Source organism: Burkholderia sp. BCC1047 (genome assembly GCF_902833155.1).
Taxonomy (GTDB): Bacteria; Pseudomonadota; Gammaproteobacteria; order Burkholderiales; family Burkholderiaceae; genus Burkholderia; species Burkholderia sola.
In genome coordinates this window covers 24,043-44,599 of record NZ_CADFEH010000045.1, presented here as the reverse complement: position 1 = coordinate 44,599, position 20,557 = coordinate 24,043, and the positions used below count along the sequence as shown (strand labels likewise).

The following is a 20,557-nucleotide window of genomic DNA, read 5'->3' as shown; positions in this document are numbered from 1 at the left end:
GTCACGGTTGGGAGGAAACGGAAGAACGGCGATCGATGTGGCGCAGCGCGGCGAACGACACGATCGCGACGGCCGTCGCGGCCGCGAACAGCGCGCGCATCGTGCCGCCGGCGTCGAGCATCAGGCCGGCCAGCAGCGGGCCGGCGGCGAGACCCGCGCCGATCACGAAATTGAGCGTCGCGACGAGGCGGCCCGACGTGTCGATCTGCGCGACCGTCGCGAGGATGAACGGCAGTACGAAGGTCCACGCGAACTTGAACACGAAGATCGCCGCGCAGTAGCCGCTGGTGTCACGCAGCGCGGCGAGCGCGACGAGCGACGCCGCGAGCAGCGCGTAGCCGGCCGCCAGCATCGCGCGCCGCGCGAGCCGGCCGCCCGCGCACGACGAGAGCGCCGCGCCGGCGATCCCCATCACGCTTGCGATCGCGAGCACGTTGCCGGTCGACTGCGGATCGAGCCCGGCCTCGGCCGCCGCGCGGCTCGCGAACGTCCACACGCTGCCGATCGCGAGATAGAACGTCAGCACCGCGGCGATGGCGAGTACGACGAAGCGTCGCGGCGTTCGCGGTGCGTCGCCGCGCGCGCTGTGCGCGGATGCCGTCCGCATGCCGAGCGACGACGGAAAGCCGCGCGACAGCGGCGCCGCGAGCAGCGCGAGCGCGGCGAGCCCGACGTACAGCGCGCGCAGCCCGAACGCGGCGAACACGTGCGGCAGCACGAACAGGCCGATCGCGCCCGCGATCAGCTGGCCGACGACCCACAGGCCGTACACGCGGTCGCTGTTTTTGCTCGTCGCCGCGCTCGTCATGCAGAGCACCATCAGCGAGCCGCCGCCGAGCGCGGTGACGGCGCGCAGCGCGAGCAGCGCGGCAAAGCCCGGCATCCATAGCGCGGTCAGCAGGTTGCCCGCGCCGAACAGCGCGATGGCGAACGCGGCGACGCGGCGCGCATCGATGCGACCGAGCCACAGGTACGACGGCACGGTCGCGACGCTGAACGCGCCGAGTTCGACGAAGAAGTAGATGCCGATCTGCGACGCGGACAAGCCGAGCTGCGTCGCGAGCCGACCGGCGACGGCGGGCGCCACGAGCAGCAGCACTGGCGTGATGGCCGCGAACACGACGAGCGCGACGAGCGTCGCGCGCGCGAATGTCGATGCGCGGCCGTCGGGCGAGAGGGCGGCATCGGAGGACAGGGTTTTCATGGCGGGATCTCGTTGACGGAATCAGAACAGGTGGTACATGCCGACCATCGCGCCGAACTGCGACGCGCCGGCGAGCGGCGTCGGGTCGTATTCGTAGACGGTCTGCGAACTCTGGCCGCTGTTGCGCGCATAGCCGAGGTTCACGTACGCGACGGTACGTTTGGACAGCGCGTACGTGGTGCTCGCGATAAACAGCGTCGGATGGCCGATCGCCGGCGTGCGCGAATCGGTGTGGTAGACGCCCGCGTTCAGGCCGATTCCGTTCGAGGTCAGGTAGCGCGCGCCACTCCAGACGATCGTGCGGGCCGCGTCGAGGTCGCCCGTCAGGCGCTCGACGCCCGCATACACGGTGAGCGGCAGCGTCGCGAATACATAACGCGCGGCGAGCGTGCCGAGTTCGCGACGCCGCGCGGACGCGTCGGCCGCCGCCGATACGTCGCCGTGCGCCTGATGCAGCACCGCGCTGACCGACAGGCCGTTGCTCGTGTACTGGCCGCCGAGCTCGAGCACGCGTCCGGCGCGCGTATTGCCGGCGACGCCCGAGGTCGCGACGAGCGCCTCGACGTCGAAGCCGGCGAAGGTCGGCGACTGGTATTTGACCGAGTGATCGATGAAGTTCGCGCTCATCGGCACGAGCACGCCCTGACCGCTGTACGACGCATAACAGAGCGGGTCGTAGAACAGCGTCTTGTCGAACAGCACGCTGAACTGGCGGCCGAGCGTGACGGTGCCGACCGGCCCCGCGATCCCCACGTATGCGCCGCGGAAGAACGCGTAGCCGGGCACGGTCGCGGTGCCGTCATTGAGGTTGAGGCCCTGTTCGAGCTTGAACAGCGCCCGCCAGCCGCCGCCGAGATCCTCGTGGCCCTTGATCCCGAACTGCGAAGGCAGGATGCCGTAGTTCTGCAACCGCACGGCCGAACGATGTCCGTCGGCGTGCGTCAGATATTGCACGCCGGCGTCGAGCGCGCCGTACAGCGTGAGGGCGGACTGCGCCTGCGCGGCGGCGCCGCATGCGGCAAGCGCCGCGGCGGCCGCGGCCGTGCGGATGAAGCGGGGTGTCGTCACGTCGAGTTCTCCATACCGTCCTGCATCGGCTTGTCGTTGGTGTTGTCGCGACGCAGTGTCCGCAGCGGGAAAACGGCCGAACAGTCGTCCAGATGAACGGTGCGGAAAACCCGCGACGCACGGCGCAAAGGTCCAGCGATGCCGCCGCGCGCCTTGCTGCGCAGCAGCAACCGGCGGCGCACCGTTCAAATGGATGGGGCTGGCGAGCGTTCCGGCGCCCCGGCCCGCCAAAAAAGCCGCTCGCTATAATCGGCCGGTGTCGTTGCGCACATCAGCAGCCCGACCGGGCAGGGGAGCGAAAGGTGAGGATCACGACGGATATCGGGCAGGATCTCGACGCGCTGCGCGACGTGCCGGCCGCCATCGTGCTCGACGAATTCGCGTGGCCGCCGCGGCCGTCCCGTCGCGCCGATTTCGACGGCGTCACGCGTGGCGACGCAGCGCAGCGCGCACTCGGGCTGATGCTGCTCGACCTGTACGCGGTGGCCGCGCAGTCCGCCATCGGCGAGTTCGAGTACCGGTTCTTTTCGCTGCTGCAGGCGCTCATGCCGTTCGATGCCGCGTGGACGGGCGTCGCGACCCATCTGCCGACCGGCCCGGTAATGCACAACAGCTTTTTGTATCGGTTGCCGCACGCGTTCTTCAGCGACTGGAAGCGCGTGCGCGATTGCGATCCGCTCGCCCACCGCACGTTGCACGGCGCGCACGGCCGCGCGGTGCGGCTGTCGGTCGTCGAGCCGGGGCTCGATGCGCGGTTTCGCGACTGGTGCGTGAAATACGGGCTCGCGCAACTGATGTTCGTGTGTACGCTCGATCGCCGCTTCGGCCTGACGACGTTCGTGTCGATCTACCGTCAGGGCCTGAACCGGCCGTTCGGCGACGACGACGCGCGTCGTTTCGAGGAGGTCATTCCGCATCTCGCGGCCGCATTGACGATCAATCGCGCCGCGCAGCTCACGCGCGAACGCGAGCGCGCCGACACGGTCGCGCCGGCCGCGCGTGCGCTGTGCGACAACTTCGGGGTGCTGCACCACGCCGATCACGGTTTCGACGACGTGCTGCGCACGGAATGGCCGGACTGGGCCGGCGCGCGCGTGCCGGAGCCGCTCGTCGCGCACCTGCGGCGCCAGTCGGGCCGGCCGTTCGTCGGCGACGCGCTGCGCATCCAGTGCGTGCCCGTCGCGGGGCTGTTCCAGATCGACGCGCGGCCGCGCTCGCTGCTCGACCGGCTGAGCCCGCGCGAACTCGCGGCGATCCGCTACTACGGCGCCGGGCGTTCGCACAAGGAAGTCGCGCAGCAGATGGCGATCTCGCCGACGACCGTGCGTCACTACCTGCGCTGCGCATACCGCAAGCTCGGCATGCACGACAAGAGTCAGATCGCCGGCATGCTCGGCGCGACCGGCGGCGCGACCGACGACGAAGCGGTGGAAGCCGGCGGCGTGCCGCGCTGAAGCGCACGAACGTGTGCCTGGCGGCGCGCACTGCGTTGCCTAAATGGTTGTGCCCGCAACCATTGAGCGTTATGCTCGTAGCTCCCAGGAGACGGAATGCCATCATGAACGACCCGAATTTGGGGGCGGTGCGCGCGGCGGTGGTCGGCGTCGGCGCGATCGGCGGATTGCTCGCGGCCGCGTTGTCGAGAGCCGGCATGACCGTGAGCGCGTACGCACGCGGCGCGACGCTCGATGCACTGAATACGCACGGCGTGCGCGTGATCGACGAGGCGGGCGCAATCTCGTCGGTGCCGGTGCGCGCCAGCGACGATGCGGCCGCGCTCGGCGTGCAGGACTACGTGGTGATCGCGCTGAAGGCACAGGCGCTGCCGGCGCTGGCCGCGCGCATCGCGCCGCTGGTCGGGCCGGACACCGTGATCGTCGCGGCGATGAACGGGCTGCCGTGGTGGTTCACGCACGGGCTCGAAGGGGCGATCGACGGCGTGCCGCTCGATGCGGTCGACCCCGCCGGCGCGGTGTCGGCCGCGTTGCCGCCTGCCCAGGCGATCGGCTGCGTCGTGCACCTGTCGTCGAGTACCGATGCGCCGGGTGTCGTGCGTCGTGGGCGCGGCAACCGGCTGATCGTCGGCACGCCCGATCCGCGGCTCGACATGCCCACCGCGCGGTTCGCCGACGCGCTCTCGGCTGGCGGTTTCGACGTCGAATCGACGCGCGCGATCCGGACCGAGATCTGGACGAAGCTGTGGGGCAACATGAACATGAATCCGCTGAGCGCGCTGACCGGGTCGACGGCCGAGCAGTTGCTCGACGATCCGTTCACGCAGGATCTCGCGCTGCGGATGATGGAGGAGGCGGCCGCGATCGGCGCGAGGCTCGGCCTGTCCACCGGGATGAGCGGCCCCGAGCGGATCGCGGTCACGCGCAAGCTCGGCGCATTCAAGACATCGATGCTGCAGGATTTCGAGGCGGGGCGCTCGCTGGAGATCGGGCCGATCCTCGGCGTGTTTCCGGAGCTCGGCCGCAAGCTTGGCGTGCCGACCCCGTACTGCGACGCGGTGCTCGGGTTGTTGCGCCAGCGCGCGACGAACAGCGGGTTGTAGTGCGCACGGGGTGGCTGAATTCGCGGCTGCCGCCAACGCCGTCAACGCGACCACGCGCGCTTCGTGCGATGCCGGCCGCCTGATGCAAAACGGGCCGCCCGGATCGCGCGTGACGCGACCCGGGCGGCCTGTCTGATTCGTCGGATCAAACCTGCCGACAGCGCTCGCCGATCCGGCGCGGCTGGCCCGCCACGCGACTCAGTCGTCGCGTTCGGTCGCGTGCGTGACGACCTTGTCGAGCAGCCGCTCGAACGTCTGACGTTCGCTGTCGGACAGGCATGCGAGCAAGCCGTCGTTCCATTTGCGCACGATCGGCATGATCTTGCGATGCAGCGCGCGACCGTCGGTGGTCAGCGCGATCAGCACGATCCGGCCGTCTTCGTCGCTCGCGCTGCGCTCGAGCAGCCCCTGGCGCAGCAGCGCTTCCGCCGCGCGGCTCGCCTGGCTCTTGTCGAGATTGGTGTGGCGCGCGAGATCCATGATCGAGAACGGGCCGAATGCGCCGACGGCGGCGATCACGCGCGCCTCGGGCAGCGAGATGTCGAGCTTGTGCCGGTACACCTCGCCGATCCCGCGGTCGGAGCGCTTCGTGAGCGCATGGAGGCGATAGGTCAGAAACTGATCGAGCCCGGCTTGACGGCCTTTCATGTCGAATCCTGAAGAAAAAGGGCGGGCCCGATTGTTCCTGTATCGCGCGCTCGGGTCAACGGTCAGTGTGCACCGTACTTCAGGCGTGTCAACTGTTCCGCTTCGTTCGCGAGCAGATTGGCCGCGTCGCGGATCGCGACGTCGAGCGTGATCGGCCCGGGCGCCGGCGAAAAGCAGCCGGAGAAATGCTCGGACAGGCGCGGCAGCGCGGCCGGGTCGACCGCGCCCGACAGCAGCGACGCGCTTACGCCGGCAGCCCGCGCGTGCCGGCACGCGATGAACGGCGCCTTGCCGTGCAGTGTCTGCACGTCGGAGCGGCCTTCGCCGGTGATCAGCCAGTCGGCGCCGGCCAGTGCGGCGTCGAGCCCGACCTGGCGCGCGACCACTTCGGCGCCGGGCTCGAAGCGTGCGCCGAGCATGTGCAGCGCGAAACCGAGGCCGCCCGCGGCGCCCGCACCCGGCAGATCGCGGCCGCGGCGGTCGAGCGCGGCTTCGAGCAGGTCGGCGAAGCGGGCGAGGGCCGCATCGAGGGTCGCGACCTGGGCGGCCGTCACGCCCTTTTGCGGACCGAACACGGCGGTCGCGCCATGCGCGCCCGTCAGCGGGTTGTCGACGTCGGACATGCCGACGAATTCCGTTTCCTTCAGGCGCGGATCGAGCCCCGACGCGTCGATGCGCGCGATGTCGGCGAGCCGCGACGGCACCGGCTCGACCGGCTGGCCGCCGGCGTCGAAGCATTGCAGGCCGAGGCCCGCGAGCAACCCGGCGCCCGCGTCGTTGGTGCTGCTGCCGCCGAGCGCGACGAAGAAGCGGCGCACGCCGTCGTCGAGCAGCGTGCGGATTGCGTCGCCCATCCCGCGCGTGCTGCGCGCGTCGACCGGCACGCTCATGCCGACCGGGTCGGTGATCCCGACGATCTCGGCCGTCTCGACGATCGCGGTGCGCGCATCGATCACGCCGACCGCCGCATCGCGCGCCGCCAGCGACGCACCGGCCACCCGCAGCGTGCGCCGCGTGCCGCCGCCTGCCAGCATCGCGTCGAGCGTGCCTTCGCCGCCATCGGCCATCGGGCAGCAGCGCGCGACCGCGTCGGGCCGCGCGCGGCGGATGCCGGTGGCGATCGCGTCCGCGACCTGCTCGGCGGAAAGCGAGCCTTTGAACGAATCGGGCGCGATGACGACGACAGGCGCGGACGGGTGGTGCGGCATGGTGTCTCCGGAAGGCGTGATTGGTGTGAAGAATGAGCGGTCGGGCCACGAGCGTGGCTCACACGCTATCGGAGCTTACAGGATGGCGCGCGCGCAGTGGATACGCCGTTCGGCATAGCCGCGATCCGTGTGCATGGGCCGTGTAACGGGCCGTCGACGGCGCGGGACGCACGCGTGTCGCGCCGATCTGGCGGTACGAGGAAAATTGTTTGCTAGAATAGTCGATTCTTCCGGCCAAAGCCGTGCTCCGAGCCGCTTGCGCTAGCCATCCGGCGCGTGCAGGGATGGCGTGGCGCTCCGGCGCGGCGTGCGAGTGCGACGCACCGCATGCTGCAGGCAGGCACGGCAAGGAAAACCCGATTCGCTCGAATAATTTTAGGACGATTGAAGCCATGGCTAACGTTGTTGAGAACCTCGGCAAGCTTGAACGCCGTGTGACGATTTCTTTGCCGAAAGACACCGTGCAGAAGGAAATCGACGCCCGCATCCAGAAACTCGCGAAGACCGTGCGCATGCCGGGTTTCCGCCCGGGCAAGGTGCCGGTGAAGATGGTCGCCCAGCAATACGCGGGTCAGGTCGAAGCCGAAGTGCTGAGCGACAAGATCGGCCAGGAATTCTTCACGATCAGCCGCGCGGAAAACCTGCGCGTCGCCGGCCAGCCGAGCTTCGAGCCGAAGCAGGAGCAGGCTGAGAATGCCTACGCGTTCGACGCGACGTTCGAGGTCTACCCGGAAGTGAAGATCGGCGATCTGGCGACGGCTGAAGTCGAGCGCTCGACCACGTCGATCGGCGACGCCGAAATCGACCGCACGCTGGACATCCTGCGCAAGCAGCGCGTGCACTACCACGCACGCGGCGAAGCCGGCGAGCACGGCGACGGCGGCGACGACACCGCAGCGAAGAACGGCGACCGCGTGACGGTCGACTTCGTCGGCAAGATCGACGACGTCGCGTTCCCGGGCGGCACGGCCGAAGATTTCCCGTTCGTGCTCGGCGAAGGCCGCATGCTGCCGGAATTCGAAACGGCGGCGCTCGGCCTGAAGGTCGGCGAACAGCGTACGTTCGACCTCAAGTTCCCGGACGACTACCACGGCAAGGACGTCGCCGGCAAAACGGCGCAGTTCACGGTCACGATGAAGAAGATCGAATGGCCGCACCTGCCGGAAATCGACGCGGAATTCGCGAAGTCGCTCGGTATCGAAGACGGCGACCTCACGAAGATGCGCGCCGAGATCAAGGAAAACCTCGAGCGCGAAGCGAAGCGTCGCACGCAGTCGATCGTCAAGAACCAGGTGATGGACGCGCTGCTGAAGATTTCCGAACTCGACGTGCCGAAGGCGCTGATCGAGCAGGACCAGCAACGTCTCGTCGAAATGGCTCGCCAGGATTTGGCGCAGCGCGGCGTGCCGAACGCGAAGGACGCGCCGATCCCGGCCGAAATGTTCGTCGAGCAGGCCGAGCGCCGCGTGAAGCTGGGCCTCGTGCTGGCTGAACTGGTGAAGGCGAACGGCCTCGAAGCGAAGCCGGAACAGATCCGCGCGGAAGTCGACGAGTTCGCGAAGAGCTACGAAGACCCGAAGGAAGTGGTCCGCTGGTATTATTCCAACCAGCAGCGCCTCGCCGAGATGGAAGCGTTCGTCGTTGAAAGCAACGTCGTCGATTTCGTGCTGGGCAAGGCAAAGGTGACGGACAAGGAAGTGAGCTTCGAGGCACTCGCGAGCGCATCGGCGCAAGCGTAAGTGTTGCTCTAGCGGCGTGCCGGCTGTCGGAGCGACGGCCCGCACGCCGTTTTTACGTCAAGCGCACGGTTGCCATTAATATGGCGATTGGGCGGGCGGCTTCCTTCCGTTCAATTTTCCATTCGAACAAGGTTCATTGAATGATCACTCGCGCTGAATTGCTGGACATGCTTGCTTCGAACGCGCCGCAGGGTTTCGAGGCGCAAGCGCTGGGGCTGGTGCCGATCGTCGTCGAAACGAGCGGCCGCGGCGAGCGTTCGTACGATATCTATTCGCGTCTCCTGAAGGAGCGCCTGGTGTTCATGGTCGGCGAAGTGAACGACCAGACCGCCAACCTCGTGGTCGCGCAATTGCTGTTCCTCGAGAGCGAGAATCCCGACAAGGACATCAGCCTCTACATCAACAGCCCGGGCGGCTCGGTGTCGGCCGGGATGGCGATCTACGACACGATGCAGTTCATCAAGCCGGACGTGTCGACGCTGTGCATGGGCCTCGCGGCCAGCATGGGTGCGTTCCTGCTCGCGTCGGGCGCGAAGGGCAAGCGTTTTGCTCTGCCGAACTCGCGCGTGATGATTCACCAGCCGCTCGGCGGCGCGCGCGGCCAGGCATCCGACATCGAGATCCAGGCACGCGAGATCCTGTACCTGAAGGAACGGTTGAACAACCTGCTCGCGCAGCACACGGGCCAGGACGTCGAGCGCATCGCGCGCGACACCGACCGTGATAACTTCATGTCGAGCGAGGACGCGAAGGCGTACGGACTGATCGATCAGGTGCTGCTGAAGCGCCCGTGAGCTTAAACGGGGTGCCGCCCCGATTCGGGCCGGCGCCCTCAAACGTCCCGAGTGCCCTGAGCATCTGCGGCAAGCGCATCCAGCCGGCTCCGGTCGCGCCCTAGGCGCGGCGTCCGGAGCAATCGGCGTATCATGTCATTTACCTGTCCGGAGGCTCTACATTCATGGCGGACAAAAAAGGTTCGAACAGCGAGAAGCTGTTGTATTGCTCGTTTTGCGGGAAAAGCCAGCATGAGGTGAAAAAACTCATCGCGGGCCCGTCGGTGTTCATCTGCGATGAATGTATCGACCTCTGCAACGAAATCATTCGCGACGAGGCGGCTGCCGCCGGCGTCGAGGCCAGCCTGTCCCGGTCGGATCTGCCGAGCCCGCAGGAAATTCGCGACATCCTCGATCAGTACGTGATCGGCCAGGAGCGCGCGAAGAAAATCCTCGCGGTGGCCGTGTACAACCACTACAAGCGCCTCAAGCATCTCGACAAGAAGGACGACGTCGAGCTGTCGAAGAGCAACATCCTGCTGATCGGCCCGACGGGCTCCGGCAAGACGCTGCTCGCGCAGACGCTCGCGCGGTTGCTCAACGTGCCGTTCGTGATCGCCGACGCGACGACGCTGACCGAAGCCGGCTACGTCGGCGAGGACGTCGAGAACATCATCCAGAAGCTGTTGCAGAACTGCAACTACGAGGTCGACAAGGCCCAGCGCGGGATCGTCTACATCGACGAAATCGACAAGATCAGCCGCAAATCGGACAACCCGTCGATCACGCGCGACGTGTCGGGCGAGGGCGTCCAGCAGGCGCTGCTGAAGCTCGTCGAGGGCACGATGGCGTCGGTGCCGCCGCAGGGCGGCCGCAAGCACCCGAACCAGGATTTCATCCAGGTCGACACGACCAACATCCTGTTCATCTGCGGCGGCGCGTTCGACGGTCTCGAAAAGGTGATCACCGATCGTACCGAGAAAACCGGTATCGGCTTCGGCGCGACGGTCAAGAGCAAGCAGGAGCGCGACGCGGGCGAGGTGCTGCGCGAAACGGAACCGGAAGACCTGATCAAATTCGGTCTGATCCCCGAATTGATCGGCCGCCTGCCGGTGGTCGCGACGCTCGGCAAGCTCGACGAAGCCGCGCTGATGAAGATCCTGGTCGAGCCGAAGAATGCGCTCGTCAAGCAGTATCACAAGCTGTTCGCAATGGAGCGCGTCGAGCTGGAAATCCGGCCGGGCGCGTTGCAGGCAGTCGCTCGCAAGGCGATCCGCCGCAAGACCGGCGCGCGCGGTTTGCGTTCGATCATCGAACAGGCATTGCTCGACGTGATGTACGAGCTGCCGACGATGAAAGGGGTCAGCAAGGTCATCATCGACGAGAATGTCATCGATGGGGACGGCAAGCCCTTGCTGATCTACGAGGACACGCCGAAGGTGGCGGGTTCGAACTGACCGGCTTGCCGACGATGTTCAGCGAAAAAGGCCGTTCATGAGTCCGTGGGCGGCTTTTTTTCGTTTATCTTGTGGGTAACTCTGACTCGACACGCGGTGGTTACTTTCTTACCGAATATTTCCCGCACTTGAAGGCTTGCAATTCGTTGTGGCGGCCTCAATTACCGAACAATTGATTCCACTCATGGGGAAATGAAATGTCAGGCACCCAACTTCTCCCGCCGGAACGCATCACGCTCCCGCTGCTGCCGCTGCGGGACGTCGTCGTTTTCCCGCACATGGTCATTCCGCTCTTCGTGGGCCGGCCGAAATCGATCAAGGCCCTCGAAGCAGCGATGGAAGGCGGCAAGCACATCATGCTCGTCGCCCAGAAAACCGCGGCCAAGGACGAACCGACCGAAAAGGACATGTACGAGGTCGGTTGTATCGCCAACATTCTGCAGATGCTGAAGCTGCCGGACGGCACCGTGAAGGTGCTCGTCGAGGGCCTGCAGCGCGCGAAGGCGTTGTCCATCGAAGAACAGGAGACGCAGTTCTCCTGCGAAGTGATGCCGCTCGAGCCCGATCACGCGGACAGCGCCGAGACGGAAGCGCTGCGTCGCGCGATCGTGTCGCAGTTCGATCAGTACGTGAAGCTGAACAAGAAGATCCCGCCGGAGATTCTCACGTCGCTGTCGGGCATCGACGAAGCGGGCCGCCTCGCCGACATGATCGCCGAGCGCCTGCCGCTCAAGCTCGACCAGAAGCAGCACATCCTCGAGATGTTCCCGGTCATCGAGCGCCTCGAGCACCTGCTCGCGCAGCTCGAAGCCGAGATCGACATCCTGCAGGTCGAAAAGCGCATCCGCGGGCGCGTGAAGCGCCAGATGGAAAAGAGCCAGCGCGAGTACTACCTGAACGAACAGGTCAAGGCGATCCAGAAGGAACTGGGCGAGGGCGAGGAAGGTGCGGATCTCGAGGAACTCGAGAAGCGCATCAACGCCGCGCGCATGCCGAAGGAAGCCAAGAAGAAGGCCGACGCCGAGCTGAAGAAGCTGAAGCTGATGTCGCCGATGTCGGCGGAAGCCACCGTCGTGCGCAACTACATCGACACGCTGATCGGCCTGCCGTGGCGCAAGAAGAGCAAGGTCAACAACGACCTGTCGAACGCCGAGCAGGTGCTCGACGAGGATCACTTCGGCCTCGAGAAGGTCAAGGAACGGATCCTCGAGTATCTCGCGGTGCAACAGCGCGTGGACAAGGTCAAGGCGCCGATCCTGTGCCTCGTCGGGCCCCCGGGCGTCGGCAAGACCTCGCTCGGCCAGTCGATCGCCCGTGCGACGAACCGCAAGTTCGTTCGGATGGCGCTCGGCGGCGTGCGTGACGAAGCCGAGATCCGCGGCCACCGCCGTACGTACATCGGTTCGATGCCGGGCAAGATCCTGCAAAGCCTCGCGAAGGTCGGCGTGCGCAATCCGCTCTTCCTGCTCGACGAAGTCGACAAGATGGGCATGGATTTCCGCGGCGATCCGTCGTCGGCGCTGCTCGAAGTGCTCGATCCGGAACAGAACCACACGTTCGCCGACCACTACATCGAAGTCGACTTCGATCTGTCGGACGTGATGTTCGTCGCGACGTCGAACTCGCTGAACATCCCGCCGCCGCTGCTCGACCGGATGGAAGTGATCCGTCTGTCGGGCTACACGGAAGACGAGAAGGTCAGCATCGCCCAGCGTTATCTGCTGCCGAAGCAGAAGAAGAACAACGGGCTGAAGGAAGGCGAGATCGAGGTCACCGAGCAGGCGATCCGCGACATCATCCGCTATTACACGCGCGAAGCCGGTGTGCGTTCGCTCGAGCGCGAAGTGTCGAAGATCTGCCGCAAGGTCGTGAAGATGCTGCTGCTGAAGAAGGCGTCGGGCGCGATCAAGGTCGATGGCGAGAATCTCGATACGTTCCTCGGCGTGCGCAAGTACGACTTCGGCCTCGCGGCGAAGGAAAACCAGGTCGGTCAGGTGACGGGCCTCGCGTGGACGGAAGTCGGCGGCGATCTGCTGACGATCGAAGCCGCGGTGATGCCGGGCAAGGGCAACGTGATTCGTACGGGCTCGCTCGGCGACGTGATGAAGGAGTCGGTCGAGGCTGCGCGTTCGGTCGTGCGCTCGCGTTCGCGTCGTCTCGGTATCAAGGACGAAGCGTTCGAGAAGCAGGACATCCACATCCACGTGCCGGAAGGCGCGACGCCGAAGGACGGTCCGTCCGCCGGCGGTGCGATGACGACCGCGCTGGTGTCGGTGCTGACGGGTATTCCCGTGCGGGCCGACGTCGCGATGACGGGCGAAATCACGTTGCGTGGCGAAGTGCTGCCGATCGGCGGGCTGAAGGAAAAGTTGCTCGCGGCGCATCGCGGCGGCATCAAGCTCGTGCTGATCCCGGAAGAGAACGTGAAGGATCTCGCGGACATTCCGGACAACGTGAAGAACGCGATCGAGATCGTGCCGGTCCGCTGGATCGACAAGGTGCTGGAGCTCGCGCTCGAGCGTTCGCCGACGCCACTGCCGCCGGAAGAAGAGGCGAAGGCTGCGGCGCCGGTTGGCGAGGCGGCGAAGGACGCCGGCTCGACGGAAGTCGTCAAGCACTGAGGCGCTGAACACCGTCGTTGCTGACGGTTGTTCACGAAAACCCGCGGCACAGTCCGCGGGTTTTTTATGCGCATCGGAATCGTGCGAGTGCGTGCGTTAAAAAAAATCGCACGCAGGCTTGGCAAAATGATCGGCGATGAATTAAACTTGCGGGCTCGCTGATTGTTGATGCGCAAACGCAGATCGCAGTCAGAACGAATCGGAAACGGGTGCTTAGCTCAGCTGGTAGAGCGGCGCCCTTACAAGGCGTAGGTCGGGGGTTCGAACCCCTCAGCACCCACCAGTTTCCCGATTCAGCCAGACCAAGGAGCGGTAGTTCAGTCGGTTAGAATACCGGCCTGTCACGCCGGGGGTCGCGGGTTCGAGTCCCGTCCGCTCCGCCAGAAAATGAAAAAGCCCGCCGCGTGCGGGCTTTTTCATTTGTATCGTCGGTTGTGCGCTGCGTTTTTTCCCGTCCCACCCCGTATGTTGTAATATCGGTCGTTTTGTCCAATTTTCCCGTCACGCATGCTCGATTTCTTCCGTAATCACCAGCGCCTGATGATGGCGCTCCTGCTCCTGATCGTGTTGCCGGGGCTGGGTTTCGTCGGGATCCAAGGCTTCCGCGGCTTCTTCGACGATAGTGCGAACGTCGCGGCGGTCAACGGGCACAAGATCACGCGGGTCGAATTCGACGGCGCGTTCCGCCAGCAGATCGACCAGGCGCGCCAGGCGCTCGGTGGGCAGTTCGACATCAAGATGTTCGACACGCCCGAGCATCGCAAGCAGGTGCTCGACGGCCTGATCCAGCAACGCGTGCTGGCCGACGAAACGCAGCGTCTGCACCTGACCGCGTCCGACAACGCAGTGCGCGACGCGCTGATGAGCGACCCGATGATCGCGTCGCTGAAGAAGCCCGACGGCACGATCGACGTCGAACGCTATGCGCAACTGCTGTCGTTCCAGGGGATGACGCCCGAGCAGTACCAGGAGCGCGTGCGTTACAGCCTGTCGCTGCAGCAGATTCCTGCGAGCATCGTGTCGAGCGCGTTCACGCCGAAGAGCCTCGCGCAACGCCTGTCCGAACTCGCCGCGCAGCAGCGTGAAGTGCAGGCGCTCGTGCTGAAGACGAGCGACTTCGCAGCGAAGGTCCAGCCGACCGACGCGCAGCTCACCGCGTACTACGACGCGCACAAGCAGAGCTTCGCGACGCCGGAGACCGCGACGATCCAGTACCTCGTCTATTCGCCGGCCGCGGCGGCCGCGAGCGCGCAGCCGACCGAAGCGGACATCAAGAAGTTCTACGACGACAACCCGACGCACTTCCGTACCGAAGCGCAGGTGCGCGTGAGCCACATCTTCATCGCCGCGCTGGGCAGCGCCAGCGCGGCCGACAAGGCGGCCGCGAAAGCGAAGGCCGAGCAACTGCTCGCCGACGTGAAAGCGCATCCCGATCAATTTGCGCAGATCGCGCAGAAGAGCTCGCAGGACGCGCCGTCGGCGGCGAAGGGCGGCGACCTCGGCTTCATCACGCGCGGTTCGACCGCGGGCGGCAAGGCGTTCGACGATGCCGCGTTCTCGCTCAAGCAGGGCGACGTGAGCGGTCTCGTGCAGTCGGATCTCGGTTTCCACATCCTGAAGGCGACCGAAGTGAAGCCGGCCGTCGTCAAGCCGTTCGCGGAAGTGAAGGACCAGATCGCGATCGACCTGAAGCAGCAGTACGCAGCGAAGGCGTTCTCGGACAATGCGGAAGGTTTCACGTCGACCGTCTACGAAAAGGCGAAGACGCTGCAGCCGGCCGCGGACAAGTACAAGCTGACGATCCAGACGGCCACCGTCACGCCGACGCCGAATCCGCAGTTGCCGCCGACGAGCCCGTTGAACAATCCGAAGTTCCTGGCCGCCGTGTTCGCGAACGACGCGGTGAAGAACCAGAACAACACGCAGGCGATCGACGTCGGCAACAACACGCTGATCTCGGCGCGCGTGACCGAGCACAAGCCGGCTGCGGTGCCCGCGCTCGACGCGATCAAGGACGTCGTGCGCCAGAAGGTCATCGCCGAGCAGGCCGCGGAACTCGCGAAGAAGGACGGCGCGGCGAAGCTGGCCGAATTGCAGAAGTCGAAGTCGGCCGACGGCTTTACGGCCGCGCAGAAGGTGTCGCGCACGCAGTCGCAGGGCCTGACGCCGGCTGCGCTGAGCGCCGTCTACAAGGTCGATGCGAAGACGCTGCCGGCTTACGTCGGTGTCGACCTCGGCGCGGATGGCTATGCGATCTACCGCGTGAACGCGGTGATCCCGGGTTCGGCGGTCGATCCGCAGCAACTGGCGGCCGCGCAGCAGCAGATGGCGCAGGTCGACGCGCAAAGCGAAGGCGAAGCGTACCTTGCCGCACTGCGCGATCGCTCGAAGGTGAAGCTGTACGGCAGCACGACGGCCAGCCAGCAGCAGGACGGCGACAACTGAGCATCGTTTCGCCCGCAACCATCGAAAAGCCCCGCTCGAAGCGGGGCTTTTTGTTTTCCGGTGCAGCCGCGCTCAGCCGTGCGGCTTGCCGAGCAGCGGCTTCAGCGCCGGCCATACGTTGTCGAGCAGGATGCCCTGGGCCTGCCGTGCCGGGTGCATCTGGTCGGCCTGGAACATCTCGGGCTTGTTCTCGATGCCGGCCAGCAGGAACGGCACGAGCGGCACGCCGAGATCCTTCGACAGCCGCGTATAGAGTGCATGGAACTTCTGCGTGTAGTCGGGGCCGTAATTGGGCGGCACGTACATGCCGACCAGCACGACTTTCGCCTGCGCACGTCGCGCGCCCGCGATGATGTCGCGCAGGTTCTGCTCGGTCGTCGCGAGCGGCACGCCGCGCAGCGCATCGTTCGAACCGAGTTCGATGACGACGATCGACGGCTTGAGCCGCTGCAGCACCGCGGGCAGCCGCGCACGGCCGCCGCTCGTGGTGTCGCCGCTGACGCTGGCGTTCGCGACGCTATAATCGATTCGCTCGGTCGCGAGCCGTTGCCGCAGCAACGCCACCCAGCCGGTGTCGCGCGGCAATCCGTATTCGGCCGACAGGCTGTCGCCGAGCACGACGATCACGGGCGGGCTCGATGCCGGCGCCGTCGCGGCGCGTACGGGCACGGTGACGGCCAGCAGGGTGCCCAGCAACGCGGCGGCCGCCGCGCGTCTTTTCCAGCGAAATGTCGTGTCCATGTTCAAGATTACCGATCCGATCATCGAAGTCCATGACGTGTGCAAGCGGGTTGCCGATGCAACGGGCGAGCTGACGATCCTCGACGGCATCACGCTCGCCGTGCAGCCGGGCAGCAGCCTCGCGATCGTCGGCGCGTCGGGGTCGGGCAAATCGACGCTGCTCGGCTTGCTCGCAGGGTTGGACAGCGCGACGAGCGGCACGGTTCGCCTGCTCGGCCGCGTGCTCGATCAGCTCGACGAGGACGAGCGCGCGGCATTGCGCAACGGCGCGGTCGGTTTCGTGTTCCAGTCGTTCCAGCTGATGCCGCACCTGACGGCGCTCGAGAACGTGATGCTGCCGCTCGAACTGCAGGGCGGCATCAGCGCGCGCGACGCGGCCGACCGCGCGCGGGCGCTGCTCGTGCAGGTCGGTCTCGGCGAACGCACCGCGCATTATCCGAAGCTGCTGTCGGGCGGCGAACAGCAGCGCGTCGCACTCGCACGCGCGTTCGTCACGCGGCCGGCGATCCTGTTCGCCGACGAGCCGACCGGCAGCCTCGACGCGGCCACTGGCCACGCGGTCATCGACCTGATGTTCGAACTGAACCGCATGCACGGCGCGACGCTCGTGCTCGTCACGCACGATGCCGAACTCGCGCGCCGCTGTGCGACGACGGTCACCATCGACGCCGGCCGCATCGTCGCACCGCACGCGGCATCGCGCAACGCGTGAATGTTCGTGCCGGCCGCGCAGCGTGGAGCGCGCGACCGGCACGGGCATGACGCCGTCGCGTCAGTGCTTCTTCAACGCTTGAGCGCCGCGCGGGCGCGCTCGATCAGTGCGGTGGTCGACGAGTCGTGCTTCGCCGGATCGACCGAGTCGGCCGACAGGTCGGCCTCGACGACCTTGCCCAGAATCTTGCCGAGCTCGACGCCCCACTGGTCGAACGGATTGATGTCCCACACCGTCGCCTGCACGAGCACCTTGTGCTCGTAAAGCGCGATCAGCGCGCCGAGCGTGCGCGGCGTCAGCGCATCGACGAGCAGCGTCGTGGTCGGGCGGTTGCCGGGGAACGTCAGGTGCGGCGCGAGCGCTTCCTTGCCCGGCCCGGCGACCTTGCGCGCTTCCTCGAGCGTGCGGCCGAGCATCAGCGCCTCGCTCTGCGCGAAGCAGTTCGCGAGCAGCTTCGGATGATGGCTCGCAAGCGGATGCTCGGGCGTCAGCACCGCGATGAAGTCGATCGGCACGATCGTCGGCCCCTGGTGCAGCATCTGGAAGAACGCGTGCTGGCCGTTGGTGCCCGGTTCGCCCCAGGTGACGGCCGACGTCGGGTAGTCGACGAAGGTGCCGTCCAGGCGCGCGGATTTGCCGTTGCTCTCCATTTCGAGCTGCTGCAGGTACGACGGCAGGTAGTGCAGCGCTTCCGAATACGGCGCGACGAGATAGCTCTGCGAGCCGAAGAAGTTCCGGTACCAGATGCCGATCAGGCCGAGCAGCACCGGCAGGTTGCGCTCGAGCGGCGCTTCACGGAAGTGACGGTCCATGTCGTTCGCGCCGGCCAGCAGTTCGTCGAACTGTTCGGGGCCGACCGCGATCATGATCGACAGGCCGACCGCCGACCACAGCGAATAGCGGCCGCCGACCCAGTCCCACATTTCGAACACGTTGTCCGCGGCGATGCCGAACTTCACGACTTCGGCCGGGTTCGCCGACACGCCGACGAAGTGCTTCGCGAGCGCGTCCTCGGGGCAGCCGCGCGCGACGAACCAGTCGCGCAGCGAGCGCGCGTTCGTCATCGTCTCGAGCGTCGTGAACGTCTTCGACACGATGATCGCGAGCGTTTCCTCGGGATCGACCTGTTCGAGCACGCGCGCGAGATCGGCGCCGTCGACGTTCGACACGAAGTGGGTCGAGATCTCGGGCGTCGCGACGTGGTGCAGCGCATGCACGACCATCTTCGGGCCGAGATCCGAGCCGCCGATGCCGATGTTGATCACGTGGCGGATGCGCTTGCCCGTATAACCCGTCCACGTACCGCTGCGCACGGCGCGCGCGAACGTCGCCATCTTCGCGCGCTCGGCGCTCACCTGCGCGTGGAACGGCGCCTGCGGATCGGTCGCGCGCAGCGCGGTGTGCAGCGCCGCGCGGCCTTCGGTCGGGTTGACGACCTCGCCCGCGAACATCGCGTCGCGGCGCGCTTCGACGCCGGCGTCGCGCGCGAGCTGCACGAGCAGGCGCAGCGTTTCGTCGTCGATGCGGTTCTTCGAGAAATCGGCCGCGAGACCGCCGCCCGGAATCGTGAAGCGTTCGGCGCGGGTCGGCGCGCGATCGTTTTCCGGCGCGAACCAGTCGCGCAGCCGCGCGTGGCGGATCTGTTCGAAGTGGGATTGAAGGGCAGTCCAGGCGGGGAGCGATTTCAGCGTCATGGCGGTTCGAGTGAAGCGTGAATCGGGAGGAATGCCGCGCCGGCTCATCGTGATCGGAAAGCCGGCGGACGAGAAGGCCCGCCGTGCGGCGGGGCAGTCAGTATAGCGGCGTTACGTGTCGGCGCGCGGCGACGGATAAAAAAGGCGATTGATCAGCGTGCGCACCATCGGCGCGAGCTCGCCCGCGGTGAGGCCGGCCGGGCCGGTGCCGTTCGCGGTCAGCGTGTCGGCCGCGAGGCCGTGCAGGTAGACGCCGGCCAGCGCGGCTTCGTACGGCGCGACCCGCTGCGCGAGCAGCGCGCCGATCAGGCCGCCGAGCACGTCGCCGGTGCCGCCGGTGGCGAGTGCCGCGTTGCCGGTCGGGTTGATCGTCACGCGGCCGTCGGGCGCGGCAATCACCGTACCCGAGCCTTTCAGCACGACGATGACCGCGTAATGGGCGGCGAGTGCCTGCGCCGCGGCGACGCGATCGCGCTGTACGGCTGCCGTGTCGCCGCCGAGCAGGCGCGCGGCTTCGAGCGGATGCGGCGTCAGCACGCACGGATTGCCGCGGGCGCCGCGTGTGGCGACGGCGGTCGCGAGGTCCGCGTGCGTCGCGACGAGGTTCAGCGCGTCGGCATCGAGCAGCGTCGCCGTGTCGTGCGCGAGCACGTCGCGCACGAGCGTCGCCGCGGCCTCGCGCGTGCCGAGCCCGCAACCGGCCGCGATCGCGGTCATCGCGCCGAGGTCGAGCGTGTCGGCCGGATGCAGCATCAGTTCAGGGAACGGCGGGTCGTACGGCGGCGCGCCCGCGCCAAGGAAGCCGACGTGCACCTTGCCGGCGCCGGCGAACAGCGCGGCGCGGGCGGCGAGGATCGGCGCGCCGCACATGCCGGTGTCGCCGCCGAGCACCGCGAGGCTGCCGTACGTGCCCTTGTGGGACGCGAACGCGCGCGCGGGCAGCGCCGCGGCGAACCGCGCGGGCGCGTTCAGCACGATGGCCGGCGCGGCGGGCGGCGCGACGTCGAGCGACGCGACGTGGATTTCGCCGGCGAGATCGCGGCCGTCGCCCGTGTAGAGGCCGGGCTTCGCGCCGATGAAGGTGAGCGTGTGCGTGGCCGCCACGGCGACGCCCGCGCCGACGATGCGGCCCGTGTCGCTGTCGAGCCCGCTTGGCACGTCGAGCGCGAGCACGCGACCGCCGCCGCGCGCATGGGTGGCGATGCGTGCGGCCTGCTCGGCGAACGCGCCGTCGAGCGCGCGGCCGAGACCGATGCCGAACAGTCCGTCGACGACCCACGCATAGCCGTCCAGCGATGCGGGCGGGGTGGCCGACAGCGGCACGCCGGCCGAGCGTGCGAGACCGAGCGCCCATTGCGCGTCGTCCGGCTTGACCGGCACCGGCATCCACGCATGCGTCGCGACGCCGAGCTGCTGGAGTTGCGCGGCGGCCACCAGCGCGTCGCCGCCGTTGTTGCCGGGGCCGACCGCGAACCAGACGGGGCGATCGTCGCCGGCGACGCGCTCGGACAGCCAGCGCGCGGCGGCCGCGCCGGCGCGCCCCATCAGCGTGTGCGGCGGCAGCGCGGCGGCGGCGTCGGCTTCGGCCGCGCGCAGGTCGGCGACGCGCAGCAGCGCGATCGGATCGGAATCGGGGAACGGGCGGCGAACGGGGGTGGCGGGGGTAACGGTCATCGCGGGATCGTGGCGG

The 20,557-nt window shown here is 67.2% G+C and carries 16 protein-coding genes and 2 tRNA genes; 10 read left to right on the top strand and 8 right to left on the bottom strand.

Translation table 11 applies throughout. The features are described 5' to 3' along the window. Position 1 precedes the first annotated feature (1 nt). Genes HWX55_RS32035 through HWX55_RS32025 form a run of 3 tightly spaced genes read right to left on the bottom strand, consistent with a single transcriptional unit; the run spans position 2 to position 2,442 of the window. Positions 2-1,204 (bottom strand): MFS transporter, encoded by a 1,203-nt coding sequence (locus HWX55_RS32035; protein ID WP_175978624.1) that lies wholly within the window; start codon positions 1,202-1,204, stop codon positions 2-4. A gap of 21 nt (positions 1,205-1,225) precedes the next feature. Beyond that, positions 1,226-2,272 (bottom strand): porin, encoded by a 1,047-nt coding sequence (locus tag HWX55_RS32030; protein ID WP_175978623.1) that lies wholly within the window; start codon positions 2,270-2,272, stop codon positions 1,226-1,228. After that, positions 2,269-2,442, bottom strand: a complete 174-nt coding sequence (locus tag HWX55_RS32025) for a hypothetical protein (RefSeq protein ID WP_244140687.1) — start codon at positions 2,440-2,442, stop codon at positions 2,269-2,271. The genes HWX55_RS32030 and HWX55_RS32025 overlap by 4 nt, the downstream gene beginning before the upstream one ends. 132 nt (positions 2,443-2,574) lie before the next feature. Between HWX55_RS32025 and HWX55_RS32020 the strand changes: the two genes are divergently transcribed. Together HWX55_RS32020 and HWX55_RS32015 are read left to right on the top strand one after the other, a co-directional pair. Next, entirely contained in the window at positions 2,575-3,726 is a 1,152-nt protein-coding gene (locus tag HWX55_RS32020; protein ID WP_175978621.1) for a helix-turn-helix transcriptional regulator, read from the top strand. Positions 3,727-3,830: 104 nt separating this feature from the next. Then, positions 3,831-4,829, top strand: coding sequence for a 2-dehydropantoate 2-reductase (locus tag HWX55_RS32015; RefSeq protein ID WP_175978620.1), 999 nt, complete (start codon positions 3,831-3,833; stop codon positions 4,827-4,829). Positions 4,830-5,027: 198 nt separating this feature from the next. On the opposite strand, the gene HWX55_RS32010 is transcribed toward HWX55_RS32015, so the two are convergent. Both HWX55_RS32010 and HWX55_RS32005 read right to left on the bottom strand, forming a co-directional pair. Then, positions 5,028-5,477 carry a MarR family transcriptional regulator gene (locus HWX55_RS32010; protein ID WP_124554605.1) on the bottom strand — a complete coding sequence of 150 codons (450 nt, stop codon included), beginning with the start codon at positions 5,475-5,477 and terminating at the stop codon, positions 5,028-5,030. A gap of 62 nt (positions 5,478-5,539) precedes the next feature. Continuing rightward, positions 5,540-6,685, bottom strand: coding sequence for a glycerate kinase (locus tag HWX55_RS32005; protein WP_175978619.1), 1,146 nt, complete (start codon positions 6,683-6,685; stop codon positions 5,540-5,542). Between the two features lie 392 nt (positions 6,686-7,077). Between HWX55_RS32005 and tig the strand changes: the two genes are divergently transcribed. From tig to HWX55_RS31970, 7 genes are all read left to right on the top strand, one after another. Next, complete coding sequence (gene tig, locus HWX55_RS32000) at positions 7,078-8,424, top strand: trigger factor (RefSeq protein ID WP_050013283.1); 1,347 nt, start codon at positions 7,078-7,080, stop codon at positions 8,422-8,424. A gap of 140 nt (positions 8,425-8,564) precedes the next feature. Next, on the top strand, positions 8,565-9,218 hold the full coding sequence (gene clpP, locus HWX55_RS31995) for an ATP-dependent Clp endopeptidase proteolytic subunit ClpP (RefSeq protein ID WP_006496351.1): 654 nt from the start codon (positions 8,565-8,567) through the stop codon (positions 9,216-9,218). Positions 9,219-9,382: 164 nt separating this feature from the next. After that, positions 9,383-10,654: an ATP-dependent Clp protease ATP-binding subunit ClpX gene (clpX, locus tag HWX55_RS31990; RefSeq protein WP_006489345.1), complete on the top strand. Its 1,272-nt coding sequence runs from the start codon at positions 9,383-9,385 to the stop codon at positions 10,652-10,654. A gap of 197 nt (positions 10,655-10,851) precedes the next feature. After that, entirely contained in the window at positions 10,852-13,275 is a 2,424-nt protein-coding gene (gene lon / locus HWX55_RS31985) for an endopeptidase La (protein WP_050013282.1), read from the top strand. 207 nt (positions 13,276-13,482) lie between these two features. Continuing rightward, positions 13,483-13,558: transfer RNA gene (locus HWX55_RS31980), tRNA-Val, on the top strand. 23 nt (positions 13,559-13,581) lie between these two features. Beyond that, positions 13,582-13,658, top strand: a tRNA-Asp gene (locus HWX55_RS31975). Between the two features lie 124 nt (positions 13,659-13,782). Beyond that, positions 13,783-15,720, top strand: a complete 1,938-nt coding sequence (locus HWX55_RS31970; protein ID WP_175978618.1) for a SurA N-terminal domain-containing protein — start codon at positions 13,783-13,785, stop codon at positions 15,718-15,720. Positions 15,721-15,792: 72 nt separating this feature from the next. Here the strand turns inward: HWX55_RS31970 and HWX55_RS31965 are convergent, their stop codons facing one another. After that, a complete protein-coding gene (locus HWX55_RS31965; RefSeq protein ID WP_175978617.1) occupies positions 15,793-16,461 on the bottom strand; it encodes an arylesterase in 669 nt (222 codons plus the stop codon). Here HWX55_RS31965 and HWX55_RS31960 point away from each other — a divergent pair. Next, positions 16,460-17,173, top strand: coding sequence for an ABC transporter ATP-binding protein (locus HWX55_RS31960; protein WP_050013279.1), 714 nt, complete (start codon positions 16,460-16,462; stop codon positions 17,171-17,173). The two genes, HWX55_RS31965 and HWX55_RS31960, sit on opposite strands and share 2 nt — an antisense overlap. A gap of 71 nt (positions 17,174-17,244) precedes the next feature. Here HWX55_RS31960 and pgi read toward each other — a convergent pair whose 3' ends face one another. Both pgi and HWX55_RS31950 read right to left on the bottom strand, forming a co-directional pair. Beyond that, positions 17,245-18,867 carry a glucose-6-phosphate isomerase gene (gene pgi / locus HWX55_RS31955; protein ID WP_175978616.1) on the bottom strand — a complete coding sequence of 541 codons (1,623 nt, stop codon included), beginning with the start codon at positions 18,865-18,867 and terminating at the stop codon, positions 17,245-17,247. 111 nt (positions 18,868-18,978) lie between these two features. Next, positions 18,979-20,541 (bottom strand): NAD(P)H-hydrate dehydratase, encoded by a 1,563-nt coding sequence (locus HWX55_RS31950; RefSeq protein WP_175978615.1) that lies wholly within the window; start codon positions 20,539-20,541, stop codon positions 18,979-18,981. Between the last annotated feature and the right edge of the window lie 16 nt (positions 20,542-20,557).